Annotated in this window: 18 protein-coding genes and 1 pseudogene; 9 read left to right on the top strand and 10 right to left on the bottom strand. The window is 61.9% G+C overall.

Features of this window, described 5'->3' with window-relative positions; all coding sequences use genetic code 11:
- Window positions 1-204 precede the first annotated feature (204 nt).
- A complete protein-coding gene (locus JNB71_RS18560; RefSeq protein ID WP_220373273.1) occupies window positions 205-1,245 on the top strand; it encodes an NAD(P)-dependent alcohol dehydrogenase in 1,041 nt (346 codons plus the stop codon).
- A gap of 118 nt (window positions 1,246-1,363) precedes the next feature.
- Here the strand turns inward: JNB71_RS18560 and JNB71_RS18565 are convergent, their stop codons facing one another.
- From JNB71_RS18565 to JNB71_RS18575, 3 genes are all read right to left on the bottom strand, one after another.
- The gene (locus JNB71_RS18565) at window positions 1,364-1,732 is read right to left on the bottom strand and encodes a hypothetical protein (RefSeq protein ID WP_220373274.1); all 369 of its coding nucleotides are present in this window, start codon (window positions 1,730-1,732) and stop codon (window positions 1,364-1,366) included.
- A 138-nt stretch (window positions 1,733-1,870) separates the two neighbouring features.
- On the bottom strand, window positions 1,871-2,335 hold the full coding sequence (locus tag JNB71_RS18570) for a winged helix-turn-helix transcriptional regulator (RefSeq protein WP_018327806.1): 465 nt from the start codon (window positions 2,333-2,335) through the stop codon (window positions 1,871-1,873).
- Between the two features lie 19 nt (window positions 2,336-2,354).
- Window positions 2,355-3,518 (bottom strand): M20 aminoacylase family protein, encoded by a 1,164-nt coding sequence (locus JNB71_RS18575; RefSeq protein ID WP_220373275.1) that lies wholly within the window; start codon window positions 3,516-3,518, stop codon window positions 2,355-2,357.
- A 190-nt stretch (window positions 3,519-3,708) separates the two neighbouring features.
- Here JNB71_RS18575 and JNB71_RS18580 point away from each other — a divergent pair, with 190 nt between their 5' ends.
- From JNB71_RS18580 to JNB71_RS24535, 3 genes are read left to right on the top strand one after another with little or no spacing between them, the layout of a single operon-like run.
- Window positions 3,709-4,782 carry a D-alanyl-D-alanine carboxypeptidase family protein gene (locus JNB71_RS18580; RefSeq protein ID WP_220373381.1) on the top strand — a complete coding sequence of 358 codons (1,074 nt, stop codon included), beginning with the start codon at window positions 3,709-3,711 and terminating at the stop codon, window positions 4,780-4,782.
- Window positions 4,783-4,805: 23 nt separating this feature from the next.
- Window positions 4,806-5,972, top strand: a complete 1,167-nt coding sequence (locus JNB71_RS18585) for a CobW family GTP-binding protein (protein ID WP_220373276.1) — start codon at window positions 4,806-4,808, stop codon at window positions 5,970-5,972.
- Window positions 5,973-6,028: 56 nt separating this feature from the next.
- Entirely contained in the window at window positions 6,029-6,733 is a 705-nt protein-coding gene (locus JNB71_RS24535) for a DUF930 domain-containing protein (RefSeq protein ID WP_223215908.1), read from the top strand.
- Window positions 6,734-6,741: 8 nt separating this feature from the next.
- Here the strand turns inward: JNB71_RS24535 and JNB71_RS18595 are convergent, their stop codons facing one another.
- The 5 genes and pseudogenes from JNB71_RS18595 to JNB71_RS18615 form a co-directional block, all read right to left on the bottom strand.
- Entirely contained in the window at window positions 6,742-6,978 is a 237-nt protein-coding gene (locus JNB71_RS18595) for a sulfurtransferase TusA family protein (RefSeq protein WP_220373277.1), read from the bottom strand.
- Window positions 6,979-7,316: 338 nt separating this feature from the next.
- Window positions 7,317-8,678 (bottom strand): annotated as a pseudogene (locus JNB71_RS18600) (L,D-transpeptidase family protein); the annotation flags it as partial.
- Between the two features lie 201 nt (window positions 8,679-8,879).
- Window positions 8,880-9,833, bottom strand: coding sequence for an acetyl-CoA carboxylase carboxyltransferase subunit alpha (locus tag JNB71_RS18605; protein ID WP_018327799.1), 954 nt, complete (start codon window positions 9,831-9,833; stop codon window positions 8,880-8,882).
- Between the two features lie 79 nt (window positions 9,834-9,912).
- A complete protein-coding gene (gene xerD / locus JNB71_RS18610) occupies window positions 9,913-10,866 on the bottom strand; it encodes a site-specific tyrosine recombinase XerD (RefSeq protein ID WP_220373279.1) in 954 nt (317 codons plus the stop codon).
- Window positions 10,863-11,012 (bottom strand): hypothetical protein, encoded by a 150-nt coding sequence (locus JNB71_RS18615; RefSeq protein WP_220373280.1) that lies wholly within the window; start codon window positions 11,010-11,012, stop codon window positions 10,863-10,865. Before JNB71_RS18615 ends, xerD begins: the two co-directional genes overlap by 4 nt.
- Before the next feature lie 193 nt (window positions 11,013-11,205).
- Here JNB71_RS18615 and JNB71_RS18620 point away from each other — a divergent pair, with 193 nt between their 5' ends.
- Genes JNB71_RS18620 through JNB71_RS18630 form a run of 3 tightly spaced genes read left to right on the top strand, consistent with a single transcriptional unit; the run spans window position 11,206 to window position 14,253 of the window.
- Window positions 11,206-11,784, top strand: coding sequence for a shikimate kinase (locus JNB71_RS18620; RefSeq protein WP_220373281.1), 579 nt, complete (start codon window positions 11,206-11,208; stop codon window positions 11,782-11,784).
- Between the two features lie 4 nt (window positions 11,785-11,788).
- Complete coding sequence (aroB, locus tag JNB71_RS18625) at window positions 11,789-12,922, top strand: 3-dehydroquinate synthase (protein ID WP_220373282.1); 1,134 nt, start codon at window positions 11,789-11,791, stop codon at window positions 12,920-12,922.
- Window positions 12,919-14,253 carry an HlyC/CorC family transporter gene (locus JNB71_RS18630; protein ID WP_220373283.1) on the top strand — a complete coding sequence of 445 codons (1,335 nt, stop codon included), beginning with the start codon at window positions 12,919-12,921 and terminating at the stop codon, window positions 14,251-14,253. The genes aroB and JNB71_RS18630 overlap by 4 nt, the downstream gene beginning before the upstream one ends.
- Before the next feature lie 13 nt (window positions 14,254-14,266).
- On the opposite strand, the gene JNB71_RS18635 is transcribed toward JNB71_RS18630, so the two are convergent.
- Window positions 14,267-15,796, bottom strand: a complete 1,530-nt coding sequence (locus JNB71_RS18635; RefSeq protein WP_223215909.1) for a caspase family protein — start codon at window positions 15,794-15,796, stop codon at window positions 14,267-14,269.
- A 259-nt stretch (window positions 15,797-16,055) separates the two neighbouring features.
- On the bottom strand, window positions 16,056-16,337 hold the full coding sequence (locus JNB71_RS18640) for a BolA family protein (RefSeq protein WP_220373285.1): 282 nt from the start codon (window positions 16,335-16,337) through the stop codon (window positions 16,056-16,058).
- Window positions 16,338-16,488: 151 nt separating this feature from the next.
- Here JNB71_RS18640 and JNB71_RS18645 point away from each other — a divergent pair, with 151 nt between their 5' ends.
- Together JNB71_RS18645 and cobS are read left to right on the top strand one after the other, a co-directional pair.
- Window positions 16,489-17,124, top strand: coding sequence for a J domain-containing protein (locus JNB71_RS18645; RefSeq protein WP_026203699.1), 636 nt, complete (start codon window positions 16,489-16,491; stop codon window positions 17,122-17,124).
- A gap of 86 nt (window positions 17,125-17,210) precedes the next feature.
- Window positions 17,211-18,206 carry a cobaltochelatase subunit CobS gene (cobS, locus tag JNB71_RS18650; protein WP_220373286.1) on the top strand — a complete coding sequence of 332 codons (996 nt, stop codon included), beginning with the start codon at window positions 17,211-17,213 and terminating at the stop codon, window positions 18,204-18,206.
- Window positions 18,207-18,209: the final 3 nt, after the last annotated feature.

Consider the following 18,209-nt stretch of genomic DNA (forward strand, 5'->3'; position numbering starts at 1 on the left):
GCCATTTAGACTTCATCACGCATTTCGAGAGATAGTCTTTTAACACGCGTCTGCAAAACGCCGGCGAGATGTTTTGCAGGATCGTACAATAATTTTGCAGGATTGCTCTAACACCCGTTCGCCGTTGCCTGCATAGTGCGCTTCGGGGAGAGGCCGCTCGCGCCTCCGTCTCAGTCCCCGCTTCATGACATAAAGGAGTGACCCATGGCCCTGGCAAGAGGATATGCGGCGACGGATGCGTCGAAACCGCTGCAACCCTTCACGTTCGAACGGCGCGAACCGCGCGAGGACGACGTTGTCATCAGTATCAAATATTCCGGCATCTGCCACTCGGACATTCATCAGGCCCGCAACGAATGGGGCAACTCGATGTTTCCGATGGTTCCCGGCCACGAGATCGCCGGCATCGTCACCGCTGTCGGATCGAAGGTTTCGAAATTCAAGGTGGGCGACCGGGTCGGCGTCGGCTGCTTTGTCGATAGCTGCACCACTTGTGCCAGCCGCGACGTGGATCTCGAACAGTACATGCCTGGCCTCGTGCCTACCTATAACGGCGTTGAGGCGGACGGAAAGACGCCGACCCAGGGCGGCTATTCCGATCACATCGTCGTCAAGGAAGGCTATGTGCTGTCCATTCCGGAGCATCTGCCTTTCGAAGCGACGGCGCCGCTGCTGTGCGCCGGCATCACGCTCTATTCGCCGTTGCGCAACTGGGGTGCTGGTCCCGGCAAGAAGGTGGCGATCGTCGGCATGGGTGGTCTTGGCCATATGGGCGTGAAGCTCGCGCACGCTATGGGCGCAGAGGTGACCGTGCTCAGCCAGTCGCTCTCGAAGAAGGAAGACGGCCTGAAGCTCGGTGCCGATCACTATTACGCCACCAGCAATGCGGAAACCTTCAAGACGCTCGCCGGCACGTTTGACCTGATCCTGTGCACCGTCTCGGCGGAAATCGACTGGAACGCCTATCTCGGCCTGCTCAAGGTGGACGGAACGCTCGTCCTGCTCGGCGTTCCGGAAAATCCGGTGCCGGTGCATGCCTTCTCGCTCATTCCGGGCCGCCGCTCGATCGCCGGCTCGATGATCGGTTCGATCAAGGAAACGCAGGAGATGCTCGATTTCTGCGGCGAACACAACATCGTCTCGGAGATCGAGCTGATCCGCATGGACCAGGTCAACGAAGCATATGAGCGCGTGATCAAGAGCGACGTGCGCTACCGCTTCGTCATCGACATGGCGACGCTGTAGGCCGCGGGGTTTGCGAACCTTCCGACGTTCGGAGCCGGCACGCGCCGAGATGGCGTGCCGGCTTTCTCAGTCTGGAAGGAGGCGTTTCGGATGCCCCTAGGTCCGTCCCGCCAAGGCGTCAATTGGCTTCCGTCAGCGTTTCCGTACCGGAGCCATCCTTGCCGGTGATCGTCCACCTCCCCTCGAGCGTCCCATTGCCCTTGACCTCGTAGACGATCAGCCCCAAAGCGTCCTCCAGCACATAGGAGGCGGCAAAAGCGTTGCCGTTGAGCATGCAGACGCCGCTCGATTTGACACCCGCGGTCTCCCACTCGATGACGCAGGTCGTCTCGCTGGCCAGTGTTATTTCCGCGGTGCCGGAATAGCTCGATCCGTCGAGATTGGTGCCTTCCACTGTATATGTGCCGGCGTTGACGGTTTGCGCATTCACGGCAGATGCGGCCGTAGCCGCCAGCAGGAACGCGGCGGTGACGATGATCTTCTTCATGTGACCCCTCTCAAGAATGCTCGATGATCGAGCGCCGCCGAAGCGTATGCGCAACCTTGGCGGTTTGAAAGGGGGATCAGGAGTGTGCCATGCCTTCGAGGCCATGGCCCCGCGTTGCTTACCCGTCTGGAAGCCGCCTCAAACCAGCGGCAGCGGTCCGTCGTTCTTGATCTCTTCCATCACCGCATAGGTGCGCGTTTCCTTGACGCCGGGCAGCGTCCAGAGCACCTGCCCCAGAAAATTGCGGTAGGCGTGCATGTCCTCGAAGCGGGTCTTGACGAGATAATCGAAGCCGCCGGCCACCATATGGCATTCGAGCACTGCTGAAGCCTGCTTGATGGCGATGGCGAACTTGTCGAAGACTTCCGGCGTCGTCTTGTCGAGCATGACCTCAATGAAGACGAGCAGGCCGAAGCCCAGCTTGTGCGGATCGAGCCGCGCGCCGAAGCCCGAGACGTAGCCTTCCTTCAAGAGGCGGCGCAGCCGCTCGCTGGTTGCGGTCGGGGACAGACCGATCCGGTCGGCCAGTTCGAGATTGGTGATCCGCCCGTCCGCCTGGAGGATATTGAGGATCCGCCGGTCGATCTTGTCTATTTCATGCATCGGCGCACTCCCGGAGCCGTCACGCCGCCAGCCGAATTTCTGCGAGCTTCACCCAATAGGAGATGCCGTGCGGGATAGCCTCGTCGTTGAAGTCGTAGGCGGGGTTGTGCAGGCCGGCCGTATCGCCGTTGCCGATGAAGATGAAGGCGCCGGGGCGGGCAAGCAGCATGTAGGAGAAATCCTCGCCGCCCATCATCGGGTCGAGATCGGCCGAGACCTTGCTTTCCCCTGCAATCTCGGAGGCTGCCGCCAGCGCATGGCCGGTCTGGTCGCGGTGATTGACCGTGACGGGATAGTTGCGGCCGTAGGAGATGGTGACCCTGGCGCCATAGGCGGAGCCAAGGCTTTCGGAAATCTGCTTGATGCGGGCTTCGGCGAGATCGCGGACCTCCGGCATCAGCGTGCGCACGGTACCGGCGAGCACCGCCTGCTCCGGAATGATGTTGTGGGCAAAGCCGGCATTGAACTTGGTCACGGAGACGACGACGGAGGCGAGCGGATCGACGGTGCGCGAGGCGATCGTCTGCAGCGCATTGACAATCTGCGAGCCGATGACGATCGGGTCGACGGTTCTGTGCGGCTGGGCCGCATGGCCGCCCCGACCATCGATGGTGATGGTGAATTCGTCGGTCGAGGCCATGATCGGGCCGACGCGCGTGCCGAACCGGCCAAGCGGCATGCCCGGCATGTTGTGCATGCCGTAGACCTCCTCGATGGCAAACCGCTCCATCATGCCGTCCTTGACCATTTCGTTACCGCCGCCGCCGCCTTCTTCGGCCGGCTGGAAGATCACGGCGACCGCGCCCTTGAAATTGCGGGTCTCGGTCAGATATTTCGCCGCACCCAGCAGCATGGCGGTGTGGCCGTCATGGCCGCAGGCATGCATCTTGCCTGGCACGGTGGAAGCCCAGGGCTTGCCGCTCGTCTCGGTCATCGGCAGGGCGTCCATGTCGGCGCGCAGGCCGATCGTCCGGCCTTCGCCGAGCTTGCCCTTGATCAGGCCGACGACACCGGTACGGCCAAGGCCGGTGACGATCTGGTCGACCCCGAATTCCCTCAGTTTATTTTCGACGAAAGCTGCCGTATTTTCCACGGCGAACAGGAGTTCCGGCTTCGTGTGCAGGTGTCGCCGCCATTCGGTGACTTCGTTCTGGAGCTCTGCTGCGCGGTTGAGAATGGGCATTGTGGGTTCCTGTGGGTCCATTGCGGGCATAGGGTGCGGGATTTTGGCATTGGCGCGGAAGATTGGTCTTTGCCATTACCTCGCCATATAGGTTAAATAGCCGGACGATACGAGGCAATTCCCGAAATTTCGAGGTCTGATTGTGGTGACGAATGGAAACCGGACAGGTGGCAAGATGAAGCTGTTCTCGGTGCTGGCGGGTGCCTGCGCTTCGCTTCTGGCGACTGCCATGCCGGGCGCAGCCAATCCAAAGCTGGTCGTCGATGTCAACTCGCTGAAGGTCTACGAGCAGCAGGATATCTACCAGAAGTGGTATCCGGCCTCGCTCACCAAGCTGATGACGGCCTATACAACGTTCCGCGCCCTGAAGTCCGGCCAGTTGACGCTCGAGTCGCCGGTCGTGATATCGAAGAATGCGGCGGGCGAGCCGCCGAGCAAGATGTTTTACAAGCCCGGCCAGGCCGTGACGCTCGACAGCGCGCTGAAGATGATGCTGATCAAATCGGCAAACGACATCGCGGTCGCGATCGGCGAGACGGTCGCAGGCTCCGAGCCCGCCTTCGTCAACCTGATGAACGCTGAGGCCCGGCGGATCGGCATGACCTCCTCGCATTTCATCAACCCGAACGGTCTGCCGGGTGCCGGCCAGTACACGACGGCGCGCGACCTCGCCGTGCTGGCGGTCACCATCAAGCGCGAGTTCCCGCAATATGCCCCCTATTTTGCCTATGAAGGCTTCACAACGGGCAAGAAGAACTATCCCAACCTCAACATGCTGATCGGCCGCTTCGATGGCGCCGACGGGATGAAGACCGGCTTCATCTGCGCCTCCGGCTTCAACCAGGTCTCCTCGGCGACGCGTAACGGCCGCGCCGTCGTTTCCGTCGTGCTCGGCGCCGACAGCCTGGGCAGCAGGGCGGACGAATCGGCCCGGTTGCTGCAACTCGGCCTGACGTCTACCGGCGTCGGCAAGCCCGGCCTCGGCCAGATCGCGCCCTATGGCGAGACCCGCGACATGGTCGCCGACGTCAGCAAGGAAATCTGCAATCCGAAGGCTGCAAAGATTCGCTCCGAAAACCGGGACGAAGTCGGCCGGCAAAAACTGCTCTCGCCCTACATCCATGAGATCAATCGCCCGCTGAACCTGGTTACCGCCGGCCTTATCCCCGGCACCGAAAAAGCTGTAAACGTCAACGGGCAGACCGAGACCGCACAGGGCGACGTCGCCAATATTCCGATCCCGGTCCCGCGCCCGGTCTTTTGAGCCCTTTACCGATCGGATAAGATATGAGCCCCGTCCTCAATGCTGTGCCGGTGTCGATCCTCACCGGCTTCCTCGGTGCCGGAAAGACCTCGCTGCTGAACCGGCTGCTGAAGGATCCTGATCTCACTGACACCGCCGTCATCATCAACGAGTTCGGCGATGTCTCGCTGGATCACCTGCTGGTCGAAGCGTCGAGCGACGGCATCATCGAGCTGTCGGATGGCTGCCTCTGCTGCACGGTGCGCGGCGAACTGGTCGATACGCTCGCCGATCTGATGGACCGGATGCAGACGGGCAAGATCAAGCCGCTGAAGCGCGTCGTCATCGAAACCACCGGCCTTGCCGATCCGGCTCCCGTGCTCCAATCGGTGATGGGCAATCCGGTGATCGCCCAGAGCTACCGGCTGGATGGTGTGGTTACCGTCGTCGATGCGGTCAACGGGCTTTCGACACTTGCCAACCACGAGGAGGCGCTCAGGCAGGTTGCCATGGCCGACAGGCTGGTCATCAGCAAGGTGTCGCTCGCGACGCCCGATGTTGTCATCTCCCTGAAGGCACGGCTGCGAGACCTCAATCCGCGCGCTCCGATAATGGACGGCGATCTGCCGGAAGTCGCCAAGGCAGAGCTTTTTCACTGCGGGCTTTATGATCCGGCAACAAAGATCGCCGATGTCGGCCGTTGGCTGCAGGACGAGGATGTCGCCGAACATGATCATGCCCATGTGCATGACGGTCACCATCACCATGACCATGCGCATTGTGACCATGACCACCATGATCACGGCCACCACCGCCATGACGAAAACCGCCATGGCACGGATATCCGCTCCTTCAGCATCGTCCATGACCGGCCGATCGACCCGATGGCGCTGGAAATGTTCGTCGACCTCCTGCGCTCCGCCCATGGCGAAAAACTGCTTCGGATGAAGGCGATCGTTGCCATGTCCGACAATCCGGACAGGCCGCTGATCCTGCACGGCGTGCAGGCTGTGTTCCATCCGCCGCAGCGCCTGGCCGGCTGGCCGGACCCGTCGGACCGGCGCACCCGCATGGTGCTGATCACCAAGGGTCTGCCGGAGGCTTTCGTCCGGGACCTGTTCGACGCCTTCACCGGCAAGCCGCGCATCGACCGCCCGGATCGTCAGGCGCTGGAGGATAATCCTTTGGCGGTACCGGGTCTCAGGATGTAGCTTTCGGCGGGCAAAGGGCTGGCATGTTTCTCCGGGCGGGTGAAGTCATCGGCGACATGCCAGGACCGGCGCTTCGATCCAGCCGGCCCAGCCCGTGGGAACTTGGCGCCTCACTCGGCTTTCACATTCTGATCGGGCTTGCTCTGCTCTTCGCCGTGGTGCCGCGCCGGCAGACCACACCGTTGGAGGAGAGCGTAACCGTCGATGTCCTGACAGAGCAGCAGTTCGACGCGGCGAACCAATCGCCGATCATCCAAGCGAGCGTCGGGCCGCGGAGCGATGAGCCGGCCGAGTCGATTGTTAAAAATACCGTGCCTGACGTCGGCAAAGTGCCGGGCGCCCGGCCGCGACCCGACCCCGGCGGCATGGTCCAGGCGACGAACCTCAGATCCGCAACAGTCCTGGCTGATCCGCGCAGCGCCAAGGCGCGCAAGGCGCTGCAGGAACTGGCGTCGTCCGAGCGCGTCGTGCAACTCTGCAATATCGAGGCGATGGAACAGGTCCATATCTGGAAACCCGAGTTCCAACCGGATTTTGTGGTGGCCTATGCAATGGCCGATACGAAACTGTCGGGACAGAAACTTACGGCCGATGGAGGCGCGTTCCGCAGCAAGCGGCAATGGTACACTATCGGCTTCACCTGCGATGTCACAGCGGACCTGAAAGAGGTTGTTTCGTTTGCTTTCCTGGTCGGCGATGCAATCCCCAAAAGCCAATGGGAAGACCATAATCTGGCTGCAGATGACGGTCCGGCGGACTAAACAGCGCGTCAGGCCTTCTTGCGGATCACGAACCGATGACCAACGGCCAGCGCCTCGGAATGCTCTAAGCTATGCCCGTCCTCAGTGCAGAAATGCGGAATGTCGATGATGGCTAGCGGGTCCGTCGTCTCGACGATGATCAGCGCGCCGGGCGCAAGGGTTTTCATGCGCTTGCGGGTCTTCAACACCGGCAAGGGGCATTTCAGTCCCTTGAGATCATAAATCAGGCTGTCGGCGTCGGGCATCAATTGCCCCAGAGCTTCCAGAACGGCCGCTTCTTCGGTTGCTGCTCGGCAACGACCTGTTCGGCAACGGGTGCTCCTTCGTTTGCGGTGGTTGCCTGTTGCGCCGCTTCGGCGGGCTTCTGTGTGGTCTTGGAGACTGCCGTCGGAGTGGCGGCGACGGCTGCCTCCTGTTGAACGGCGCTGTTCGCGGGTTGCTGCGCGGGCTGTTGAATTGCGATGTCAGCGGACGCTGCACCTACGAACTCTGGTTTCCGCGCATCAGCACTGTCCTTGGAGAATAGACGGCCCCAGAAACCCTTGCTGGCCGGCGCCTGCACGATGACGGCCTGCTCAGCCACCGGTGCAGCCTCGGTCGCGGTTCCTGCCTGAGCCGCCGCTTCAGCCGGTTTCCGTGCCGTCTCTGCGACAGCCGGCCCGGCCGTGGCGACGGCTGCCGGTTGCTGTGCGGCGTCAACGGGCGCCGCCGCAGCAGGCTGCAGCTTCTGCGCATCGTCGCCTCTCTTGGAGAACAGGCCGCCCCAGAAGCTCTTCCTGTCGGCCGTCTGCTCGACCGAGGCCGTTTCGACCGGGCGCGGCAGCGGGTTTTCGGCCGGCACGGGCACGCTCTTGCCATTGCGGGTGGTTTTTTCCAGCTCGGCTTTCTGGATCTCGATCGCCTTCCTTGCCTCCTCAAGCTCGGCCCGGCGGGCTTCCTGCTTTTCGAGGTCGGCGACCTTCATCAGCTTGCCGGCATCGAGCGAGGTGCCGGTCGGCGCATAGGCCAGTTCCTTGCCGACACGTTGCTTGGCGACGATCGCCTTGCGTTCGGCTTCGCTCGGTTCGTACCAGACCATGCCGTCGAGCTTCTTCATCGCCTTGGCGTAGTCTTCATTGTATTTCTTGTTGTAGGCGGCAAGTGCGCCCTGCATCACCGCCGGCGTCGACATCGCCGGGCAAGGCCCGGTCGGACTGAACTTGCCGTCGGTCTGCTGGTTGAAGACGTACTTCTTCTCGCAGATGTTGACTTCCGGCGGTCGCTTGGTGATCTCGAACTGGTCGTAGCCGGGCTTCAGCATGTTCCAGAAGCCGATGTGAGGGCTGTTGCGATGTCGCGCCATGTTTTCCGCAGTCATGCGGAAGGGCAGGGCCTGCAGCTGGATAGCCTGCTGGCCGCCCTTGTAGGCGTCGCGGGCGAGCGCAAAGATTTCCTGCATCTGCTCGTCGGTCATCGAGTAGCAGCCGGACGAGGAGCAGGCGCCATGGATCATCAGGTTGGTGCCGTAGCGGCCGTTGGCCTGGTCAAAACGGTTGGGAAAGCCGGTGTTGATCGCCAGGTAGTAGCTCGAATTCGGGTTCATCTGGCCCGGTGTGATAGGATAGAAGCCTTCCGGCGCCTGCCGGTCGCCTTCCTTGACCTTGGGGCCGAGCTTGCCCGACCAGGCGCAGATCTTGTACTGGCGCAGCATTTCGAAGCGGTTGGAGGCATTCGCCTTCCAGACCTCGAGCACGCCTTCCTCCTTGAAGATGCGCAGCATGATCGGCGATTCCTTCGCCATGCTCATTGCCTGCATCTTCTGCACGATCTTGCCGGAAAGCTGGTAGTTTACCTTGCTCGAGACCTTCTTGAGATCGACATCGACCGTATCCATCGCCTCATTGGCGGTGCAGCCTGCGAGCAGCGCTGCGATGGCGGCGGTGGCAACAAGATGTGTCAGACGCATCGGCAAAGGCCCATCGAAAAAACTACTGAGCGTGAGGTACCCGCGGCGGCGGTCCACGGAGAATCAATACGTCCTTATACTTCACAAAATATTAACCTTGCAGACCCGCCTCACGCCAGTCGTTCCAGACGCCAAGATTGTGGCCAAGGTTGGACCGTGGGCTCAATCTGCGCGGGTAGCCAGGCGAAACATGCCGATATGTTAAAGCTGGCGACCGATCGCCAGGTATTTCTGCCGGCGGTCTGAGCGCAGCTGGTCGCCGGTGCGTCCGGACAGTTCCTTCAGCGCATCGGCAATCACCGTGCCGGTCTTTGCGATGACCGCGTCCGGATCGCGATGCGCGCCACCGACCGGCTCGCCGATGATGCCGTCGATGATGCCGAGCGACTTCAGGTCCTCGGCGGTGATCTTCATGTTGGTCGCCGCTTCCTTGGCGCGGGTGCTGTCGCGCCAGAGGATCGAGGCGGCGCCTTCCGGCGAGATCACACTGTAGATCGCGTGCTCCAGCATGTAGACGCGATTGCCGGTGGCGATGGCGATCGCGCCGCCCGAACCGCCTTCGCCGAGAACCACCGAGACGATCGGGACCTTGAGGTTGAGGCACATTTCCGTCGAGCGGGCGATGGCTTCCGCCTGGCCGCGTTCTTCGGCGCCGATGCCCGGATAGGCGCCGGCGGTGTCGATCAGGGTGATCAGCGGCAGGCCGAAGCGGTCGGCCATCTCCATGACGCGGATCGCCTTGCGATAGCCTTCTGGACGGGCACTGCCGAAATTGTGCTTGATGCGCGACTTCGTGTCGTTGCCCTTTTCCTGGCCGATAACAGCGACAGGCGTACCGCGAAAGCGCGCGAGACCGGCCTGGATCGCCTCGTCGTTGGCGAACTTGCGGTCGCCGGCAAGCGGCGTGAATTCGGTGAAGAGGCTTGCGGCATATTCCTGGAAGTGGGGGCGCTGCGGATGGCGCGCGACCTGCGTCTTCTGCCAGGGGTTCAGCTTGGAATAGATTTCGGCCATCGCCTCGCGGGCGCGCACTTCAAGGCGCTCCACCTCGTCGGTCGTGTCGATGCTCTCGTCTTCGCTGGCAATCTTCTTCAGCTCGTGAATCTTGCCTTCGAGATCAGAGATTGGTTTTTCGAAATCGAGATAATTGTGCATGAGATGCGTTTCCGATCATATTGCGCCAATGGCCGCGGACATGATGATCCCAATGTCTTCGCGAAGGGTTCTGGCGCTCCTAATCCTGTTTTTTCGCCTGTTTGGCAAGGGGGTGATGATTTTGGACCAGCTGATGCAGCCGCTCTTCGAGCACATGGGTGTAGATTTGTGTCGTCGAAATGTCCGAATGACCGAGAAGTTCCTGTACGGCGCGAAGGTCCGCGCCGTTGGCAAGCAGATGGCTGGCAAAGGCGTGGCGCAGCACGTGCGGCGAGATCGCCGCGACGCGGATACCGGCGCGGGACGCCAGCCCCTTGAGATCGCGGGCAAACACCTGCCGCGGCAGATAGCCGGCCTTGCCGGAGGAGGGGAACAACCATGGGCTTTCGGGCGATGTCTTCTGCCCGGCGTTGCTCCTTGCCATTTCAGCGCCATAGGCTTGCAGGGCGCGTATGGCCGATTGCGAAAGCGGCACCATCCGCTCCTTGTTGCCTTTGCCGCGAATGACGAGGAAGCGGCCGTTCTGGGCAAGCACGGAGGCGGGCAGGGCGACCAATTCGCTGACGCGCATGCCGGTCGCATAGAGCAGTTCGATCAGCGCATGCATCCGCAACCGGCCGATGACGTCGCCGTCCTTCCGTGCCGCCTCGATTTCCGCCTGCCCGATCAGCCGTGAGACATCGTCGATGCTCAGCACCTTCGGCAGGGCGCGCGCTTTCTTCGGCGCATCGAGTACGCCGGTTGGATCATCGGTGCGCAGTCCCTCTGCATAGAGGAACTTGTAGAATTGCCTGAGCGCGGAAAGCCTGCGTGCCTGTGAGGAAGCCTTGAAACCCTGCTGGGCGAGATGGGCGAGATAGGCGCGCAGATCGTCCGAGGCAGCCTCGGTCGGCTTGACGCCGCGCTGTTTCAGGAAGGAATAGGCATCTTCCAGATCGTGCTCATAGGATAGAAGCGTGTTGCTGGCAGCACCTCGCTCGGCGCTCATCATCTCCAGGAAGGATTCCATATGGGCGGCGGAGAGGTCGATCATCGCGCCTTGTTGATCCGTTCGGAGGGGATGCGGATGGTGACGTCGCGCTCCACCGGATCGACGAAGGTCACAAGCGCCACCATGCTTCCGTAAATCACCCCGGCAATCAAAGCGCAGATGAACAGGAACCGGAAAAGGGTGGGCATTTTTTACTCCTGGGGCTTGCGCCTATATGCCCATGACTGTTCGCAAGTGCAAGAACTGCCGGCTCGGCGCGGAGTATGATGTTGCCCTGCCGCTTCACACTTTTCTGCATCATGCCTGCGTCATGCCGCAGCCATGTCTTGACGCTCCTCGCCGTTTTGTCGATACCGGAACGGAACGGGGAATTTGAACTTAATGAGCGACGTGATGGAACCGGTCTCCGAGGCGCTGATCGAACGGGCGAAGGCCGCGCTCGGCCGGCGGAACCTCGTCTTCATCGGCCTGATGGGCGCCGGAAAATCGGCGGTCGGCCGGATGACGGCAGCCGCGCTCGGCATTCCCTTCATCGATTCCGATCATGAGATCGAGCGTGTTTCGCGCATGACGATCAGCGAGCTCTTCGCAGCCTATGGCGAGGAAGAGTTCCGTGCGCTGGAAACCCGCGTCATCAAGCGGCTGCTGAACACCGGTCCGCGAGTCGTTTCCACCGGCGGCGGTGCCTATATCAACGAGCGGACCCGCAGGCATATCAAGAAGCAAGGCTTGTCGATCTGGCTCAATGCCGAACTGGATGTGCTGTGGGAACGCGTCAACAAGCGTGACACGCGGCCGTTGCTCAAGACCGAAAACCCGAAGCAGACGCTCGAGAAGCTGATGCACGCCCGCTACCCGATCTATGCCGAGGCGGACCTCACCGTGATCTCCCGCGATGTGAAGAAGGAGGTGATGGTGGAAGAGGTTCTCGCCGCGCTCGCCGCCATGCCGAAGAAGTGAAACAATGACCTCTCCTGATTTATCTCCCGCCAAGCGTACCGTCCGCGTCGATCTCGGCGACCGCTCCTATGACATTCTGATCGGCCCCGGCCTGATTGCGACGGCGGCAAACGAAATCGCCAGCCGGCTGAAGGGGCGCAGGATGGCGGTCATCACCGACGAGCATGTCGCGCCGCTCTATCTGGAACCGCTGATGGCCACCCTCAAGGCAAAGGAGATCGAGGCCGTTTCGCTCGTCCTGCCCGCCGGCGAAAAGACCAAGAGCTTCGACCATCTGATCCCTGTCTGCGAGGCAATCCTCGGCGCTCGCATCGAGCGCAACGATGCGGTGATCGCGCTCGGTGGCGGCGTGATCGGCGACCTCACCGGTTTTGCGGCAGGCATCGCCCGGCGCGGGTCGCGGTTCATCCAGATCCCCACCTCGCTTTTGGCGCAAGTCGATTCCTCCGTGGGCGGCAAGACCGGCATCAACTCGCCCCACGGCAAGAACCTGATCGGCGTCTTCCATCAGCCCGACCTCGTGCTCGCCGATACCGATGTGCTCGACACACTGAGCCCGCGCGAGTTCCGGGCCGGCTATGCCGAAGTCGCAAAATACGGCCTGATCGACAAGCCGGACTTCTTCGCCTGGCTTGAAAAGAACTGGCAGGCCGTGTTTGCCGGCGGCGACGCCCGCATCGAGGCGATCGCCATCAGCTGCCAGGCGAAAGCCGATGTCGTTGCGGCCGACGAGCGTGAAAACGGCCTGCGCGCGCTCCTCAATCTCGGCCACACCTTCGGTCATGCGCTGGAAGCGGCCACGCATTATGATGGCCGCCGGTTGGTGCACGGCGAAGGCGTTGCGATCGGCATGGTGCTGGCGCACGAGTTTTCGGCGCGCATGAACCTCGCAAGCCGCGACGATGCAACCCGCGTCGAGGCACATCTGAAGGCCGTTGGCCTGCCGACCCGCATGAACGACATTCCCGGCACCCTGCCGCCGGCTGAAAAGCTGATGGATGCGATTGCCCAGGACAAGAAGGTCAAGGGCGGCAAGCTGACCTTCATCCTGACCCGCGGTATAGGCCAGTCTTTCGTGGCCGACGACGTGCCTGCCAGTGAAGTGCTGCGGTTTCTTGAGGAAAAACATCCGGGATGACCAACGAGACGTTCGCGGTTTTCTTGACGGACTACGGCCCGGGCATCCTGATCATCCTGGTGATGGTCCTGCTGTCGGGTTTCTTTTCAGGTGCCGAAACCGCGCTCACCGCCGCCTCCCGGGCGCGCATGCATACGCTGGAGGCCAATGGCGACAATCGTGCCGGCCTCGTCAACAGGCTGATCGAGCGCCGCGACCGGTTGGTCGGTGCCCTCCTGATCGGCAACAATCTTGCCAACATCCTCTCGTCGTCTGTCGCCACCAGCCTGTTTCTGCATGTCTACGGCGCGTCCGGCGTCGCCTATGCGACGCTGGCCATGACCGTGATTCTCGTTATTTTTGCCGAGGTACTCCCCAAGAGCTGGGCGATCTCGGCGCCTGACCGGTTTGCGCTCGGCGTGTCGCATACCGTCAATCTCTTCGTTCTGGTGGTTGGCCCGCTCTCCAGTCTGGTCAACTGGATCGTCCGGCGCATCCTCGCCCTCTTCGGCATCAATCTTTCTTCCGAAATGCCGATGCTGTCGGCACATGAGGAACTGCGTAGCGCCGTCGATCTGCTGCATCGCGAAGGCTCCGTCATCAAGGCCGACCGCGACCGGCTCGGCGGCGTGCTCGATCTCGGTGAACTCGAAGTCTCCGACATCATGATCCATCGCACCTCGATGCGCGGCATCAATGCCGACGATGCTCCCGAAGCGGCGGTTCGCGCGGTGCTCGAAAGCCCCTATACGCGCATGCCCGTCTGGCGCGGATCGACGGATAACATCATCGGCGTCGTCCATGCCAAGGACCTTTTGCGGGCGCTTGCGGAGCCGGATGTCGAGCCGGAAAATCTTGATATCGTGCGCATTGCGCAAAAGCCCTGGTTTGTGCCGGAGACGACCAACCTCAAGGAGCAGCTCAACGCGTTCCTGCGCCGCAAGATGCATTTCGCCATCGTCGTCGACGAATATGGCGAGGTGCAGGGGCTGGTGACGCTGGAAGATATTCTGGAGGAAATCGTCGGTGATATCTCCGACGAGCACGATCTGGAAATCCAGGGCGTTCGCCAGGAGGCCGACGGCTCGATCGTCGTTGATGGCAGCGTGCCGATCCGCGACCTCAACCGGGCCCTCGACTGGACCCTCCCGGACGAGGAGGCAACGACCGTCGCGGGCCTCGTCATCCACGAATCCAAGTCGATCCCCGAGGAGCGTCAAGCCTTCACCTTTTACGGCAAGCGCTTCATCGTGATGAAGCGGGTGAAGAACCGGATCACCCGGCTGAGGATCAGGCCGGCTGAAGATGCGCCGATGCCTCCGCCCCCGGTAAAGGGCGAAGGCCGCGAATAGAGGGGCGTTCGGCTCAGCGGTTGCCGATGATCCCGCCAAGGGCGCCGCCCAGCAGGCCGCCGGCGAATGCCGCGCTTGCGGGGTCCATGCCGCCACCCCTGCGTTCGACCGGACCCTCCAGCGTGTCCTGTGTTGGCGGCCGCTGCCGTTTTACGCGCTGCTGCGCCACGACCTTCTGGCGGGCCTGCGCCTTGCTGAGCGCTGCCGCTGCCTTCTTCTGCGCCTCGTACTGCGCCCGGATTTGCGGCATCATCGGGTCGGTCTGCACGACCAGGAACATGTGCTGCTGCGGTGTCAGGTATGTCGTCTCGACGAGCCCGTTCTGGCGCTGCCAGGCACCGATCGCGTTGCGTGTCTTGGCGCCGAGCGCACCGTCCGCACCGCCGGTGACGTGGCCCAATGCTCCGAGCCGCAGTTGCAAGTCGATGCGGGCACTCTTGTCGAGGTTCAGCGCTGTTTCCGTTTCCGGCGTGCCGACCGTCAGCTTGACGTCGTCGGGTACGGCGACCGCTGTCCTGACCTGCGATGCCGATGCGCTTGCCTCGCCGGCAGGAGCCACGGCCGCCACTTCGGCTGTCGCCACCGTCTTCAACTGGTCGAGATTGAGCTTGGCCAGCGTCGCGAAATTGCCGTTCGGATATTGCTGCAGGTAGAGTTCGTAATGCGCCACGGTGTTGCGCTTGGAGGCTTCTTCCCAGAGCTTCTGCTCCACGGTCCAGTTGACGTCGGTCTTGTCGGTAGCGGCGTCAGTGCTGGCCTTGATCTCCGCCGCGGCCTTAGCCGTTTCAGCCGGCGCATCGCCGCCGATGAAGACTTCGCGGGAGAGGGAGGCATTATGCCATGGACGCTGCGCGCCCCCCGTTGCCTCCGACACGTCCGCCCGCACCCGCGTCAGGGCGCTCTGGATTTCCAGGCCCGGTGTCGTCAGGTGCCGTGCAAGCGCGGCCGTGTACGGGCTGTTGATCCCCTTGCCGTCATAGGCGACAGCGCCCGGATCGGTCGCATAGGCGATCAGCAGTCCACCGGAACCCGTGCTCTGCCCATTGGCCTGTACCGGCGCCAGGCCGACCCCCATTGAGGCGGAACGGCTGGCCGGCAGCACCTTTGCCAGGGAGCGCGCCAGCGGGTTGTCGCGGCAGGCGTCGAGGATGATGATGCTGACGGCCGGATCCGGCGGCAGCGCGCCGATCACCTTGTCGGCGGGGATGGTGCGGGTCTGAAGCTGCGCCGCCTTCTCCAGTTGCGCGTCGATCGGAACAAGGTAGTTGCGGCCGTCCACCTGCAGCCCGTGCCCGGCATAGTAGACGACCGCGACGTCTGCATCGTAGGCGATCTCGGTGAACTGATCGACCATCGCCGCCATCGCCGCTTTGTCGAGATTTTCCCCGTCAAGCACGGTGAAGCCGGCCGCGCGCAGCGTCTGCGACATCAGCTTGGCGTCGTTTTTCGGATTGGGCAGCTCAACCGCGTGCTGATACGCGCTGTTGCCCATGACCAGCGCGACGCGCTTGCCCGAAGGCGTCGATGCGGATGCGTAATCCATTGACAAGAATGCGGCGACAAACGCCGCGACAAGCCCAAACCTGAGCATAGCCTTGACCCCAAAAATAAAGGCCGGCCGGACAACCTGTCGGCTGCGCCTTAAAGATGAAAATTTTCCGTATGTCGAAATTTCAACGGATCACGCGATCCGCCCATTCTCCGCCCGCAATAATTGTCAATGCAGGATCAAAACCGTCAGTTCGACGCGGTGTCGGGCCTGACGAGTTCGATCGGGCATTGCGAGAGAGTTAGCACGCCCGTTACCAGCGCGTTGTTTCTCCGGGAACAGCCGGTTCCACCGCAAGCGCATGCAGCCCGGCGTCGAATTCCGGTTTCAGAAGCTCATTGATGGCGCGGTGGCGGGCGACGCGGCTCATGCCGATGAAGGCGCTCGAGACGATGCGCACGCGCATATGGGTTTCGCCGGTGCCGTGGAAGTCGGGCTGATGGCCAGCGTGCAGGTGGCTCTCGTTGATGACGATCAGCCGCTCGGGTGCAAAGGCCGCCTTGAGTTTCGTTTCGATGCGGCTTTGAAGCGACATGTTTCAGCCCCGTTTCTCTGGCTTCTCCGTTGCGTCGACAGCAGACGACGGACCCGTCCCGGATTGCTTTTTGCGAGGTGCAAAATGGTTTCACAAAGCCAGCAACATTCCCATTTGTCAATTCTTGTTGTGGTGCCCGCTACCCCCCATAATTAGCGCCATGAAACTCGATTCAAAATACTTCGATGGCATCCGTACCCGCCGCAAGGTGAACCAGAAACCGGAACCGATGGCACCCAAATGCCAGTGGGACGGGTGCGAGGAAAATGCTGTGCATCGCGCGCCCGTGGGGCGTAACGCCGAGAACGAATATTTCATGTTCTGCTTCGAGCACGTGAAGGAATACAACAAGGGCTACAACTACTTTTCCGGCCTTTCCGACAATGAGATCGCGCGCTACCAGAAGGAAGCCCTGACCGGACATCGTCCGACCTGGACGGTTGGCGTCAACAAGAATGCCAAGAACGGTCCGGCGCAGTCGCAGATGCGGTCCGGTTCGGCCGGGGCGCAGGCCCGCATGCGAGACCCGTTCGGCTTCGTCGACCAGGCGCGCGCTCGCGCCGCCCGGCAGGAACCGCGGCTGCGCAAGCTGAAGACGCTGGAGGCCAAGGCCTTCGATACGCTTGGCCTGCATGCCAATGCGACCGCCGCCGACGTCAAGGCCGCCTACAAGGAGCTTGTAAAAAAGCATCATCCTGATGCAAATGGCGGAGACAGAGGCTCGGAAGAGCGTTTTCGCGCCGTGATCCAGGCATATCAATTGTTAAAACAGGCTGGCTTCTGCTAGTAACCCGTTTTATGACGGTCACACATTTAAAAGGCATAGACGGGATGCCCCAGGACAATCAGGGGGGCTTCCGTGCTGGAGACATGATGAGCAAGGTAGACCTCGATATTTCCAACCTTCCCGACACGACAATTTCCGTCCGTGACGTTTTCGGTATCGATACCGAACTCAGGGTCCCGGCCTATTCGAAGGCCGATGCCTATGTGCCGGACGTCGATCCGGACTATCTGTTCGATCGCGAAACGACGCTCGCCATTCTCGCAGGCTTTGCCCATAACCGCCGCGTCATGGTGTCCGGTTACCACGGCACCGGAAAATCGACCCATATCGAGCAGGTCGCAGCGCGCCTTAACTGGCCTTGCGTGCGCGTCAACCTCGACAGCCACGTCAGCCGTATCGACCTCGTCGGCAAGGACGCGATCGTCGTCAAGGACGGCATGCAGGTCACCGAATTCAAGGACGGCATCCTGCCCTGGGCCTACCAGCACAATGTCGCGCTGGTCTTCGACGAATATGACGCCGGCCGTCCAGACGTGATGTTCGTCATCCAGCGCGTGCTTGAATCGTCGGGACGTCTCACCCTGCTCGACCAGAGCCGCGTCATCCGCCCGCACCCGGCGTTCCGGTTGTTCGCCACCGCCAACACCGTTGGTCTCGGCGATACGACCGGCCTTTATCACGGCACGCAGCAGATCAACCAGGCGCAGATGGACCGCTGGTCGATCGTCACCACGCTGAACTACCTGCCGCATGACAACGAAGTCGACATCGTCGCCGCCAAGGTCAAGGGCTTCACCAAGGACAAGGGACGCGAGACGGTTTCGAAGATGGTGCGCGTGGCCGATCTCACCCGCGCCGCCTTCATCAACGGCGACCTGTCGACCGTCATGAGCCCGCGCACGGTGATCACCTGGGCGGAAAACGCCTATATCTTCGGCGATATCGCCTTTGCCTTCCGCATAACCTTCCTCAACAAGTGCGATGAGCTCGAGCGTCCGCTGGTGGCCGAACATTATCAGCGCGCCTTTGGTGTCGAGCTGAAGGAAAGCGCCGCCAACATCGTGCTCGAAGCCACGGCCTGATCC

The organism is Rhizobium herbae (assembly GCF_019511375.1).
Lineage (GTDB): Bacteria > Pseudomonadota > Alphaproteobacteria > Rhizobiales > Rhizobiaceae > Pararhizobium > Pararhizobium herbae_A.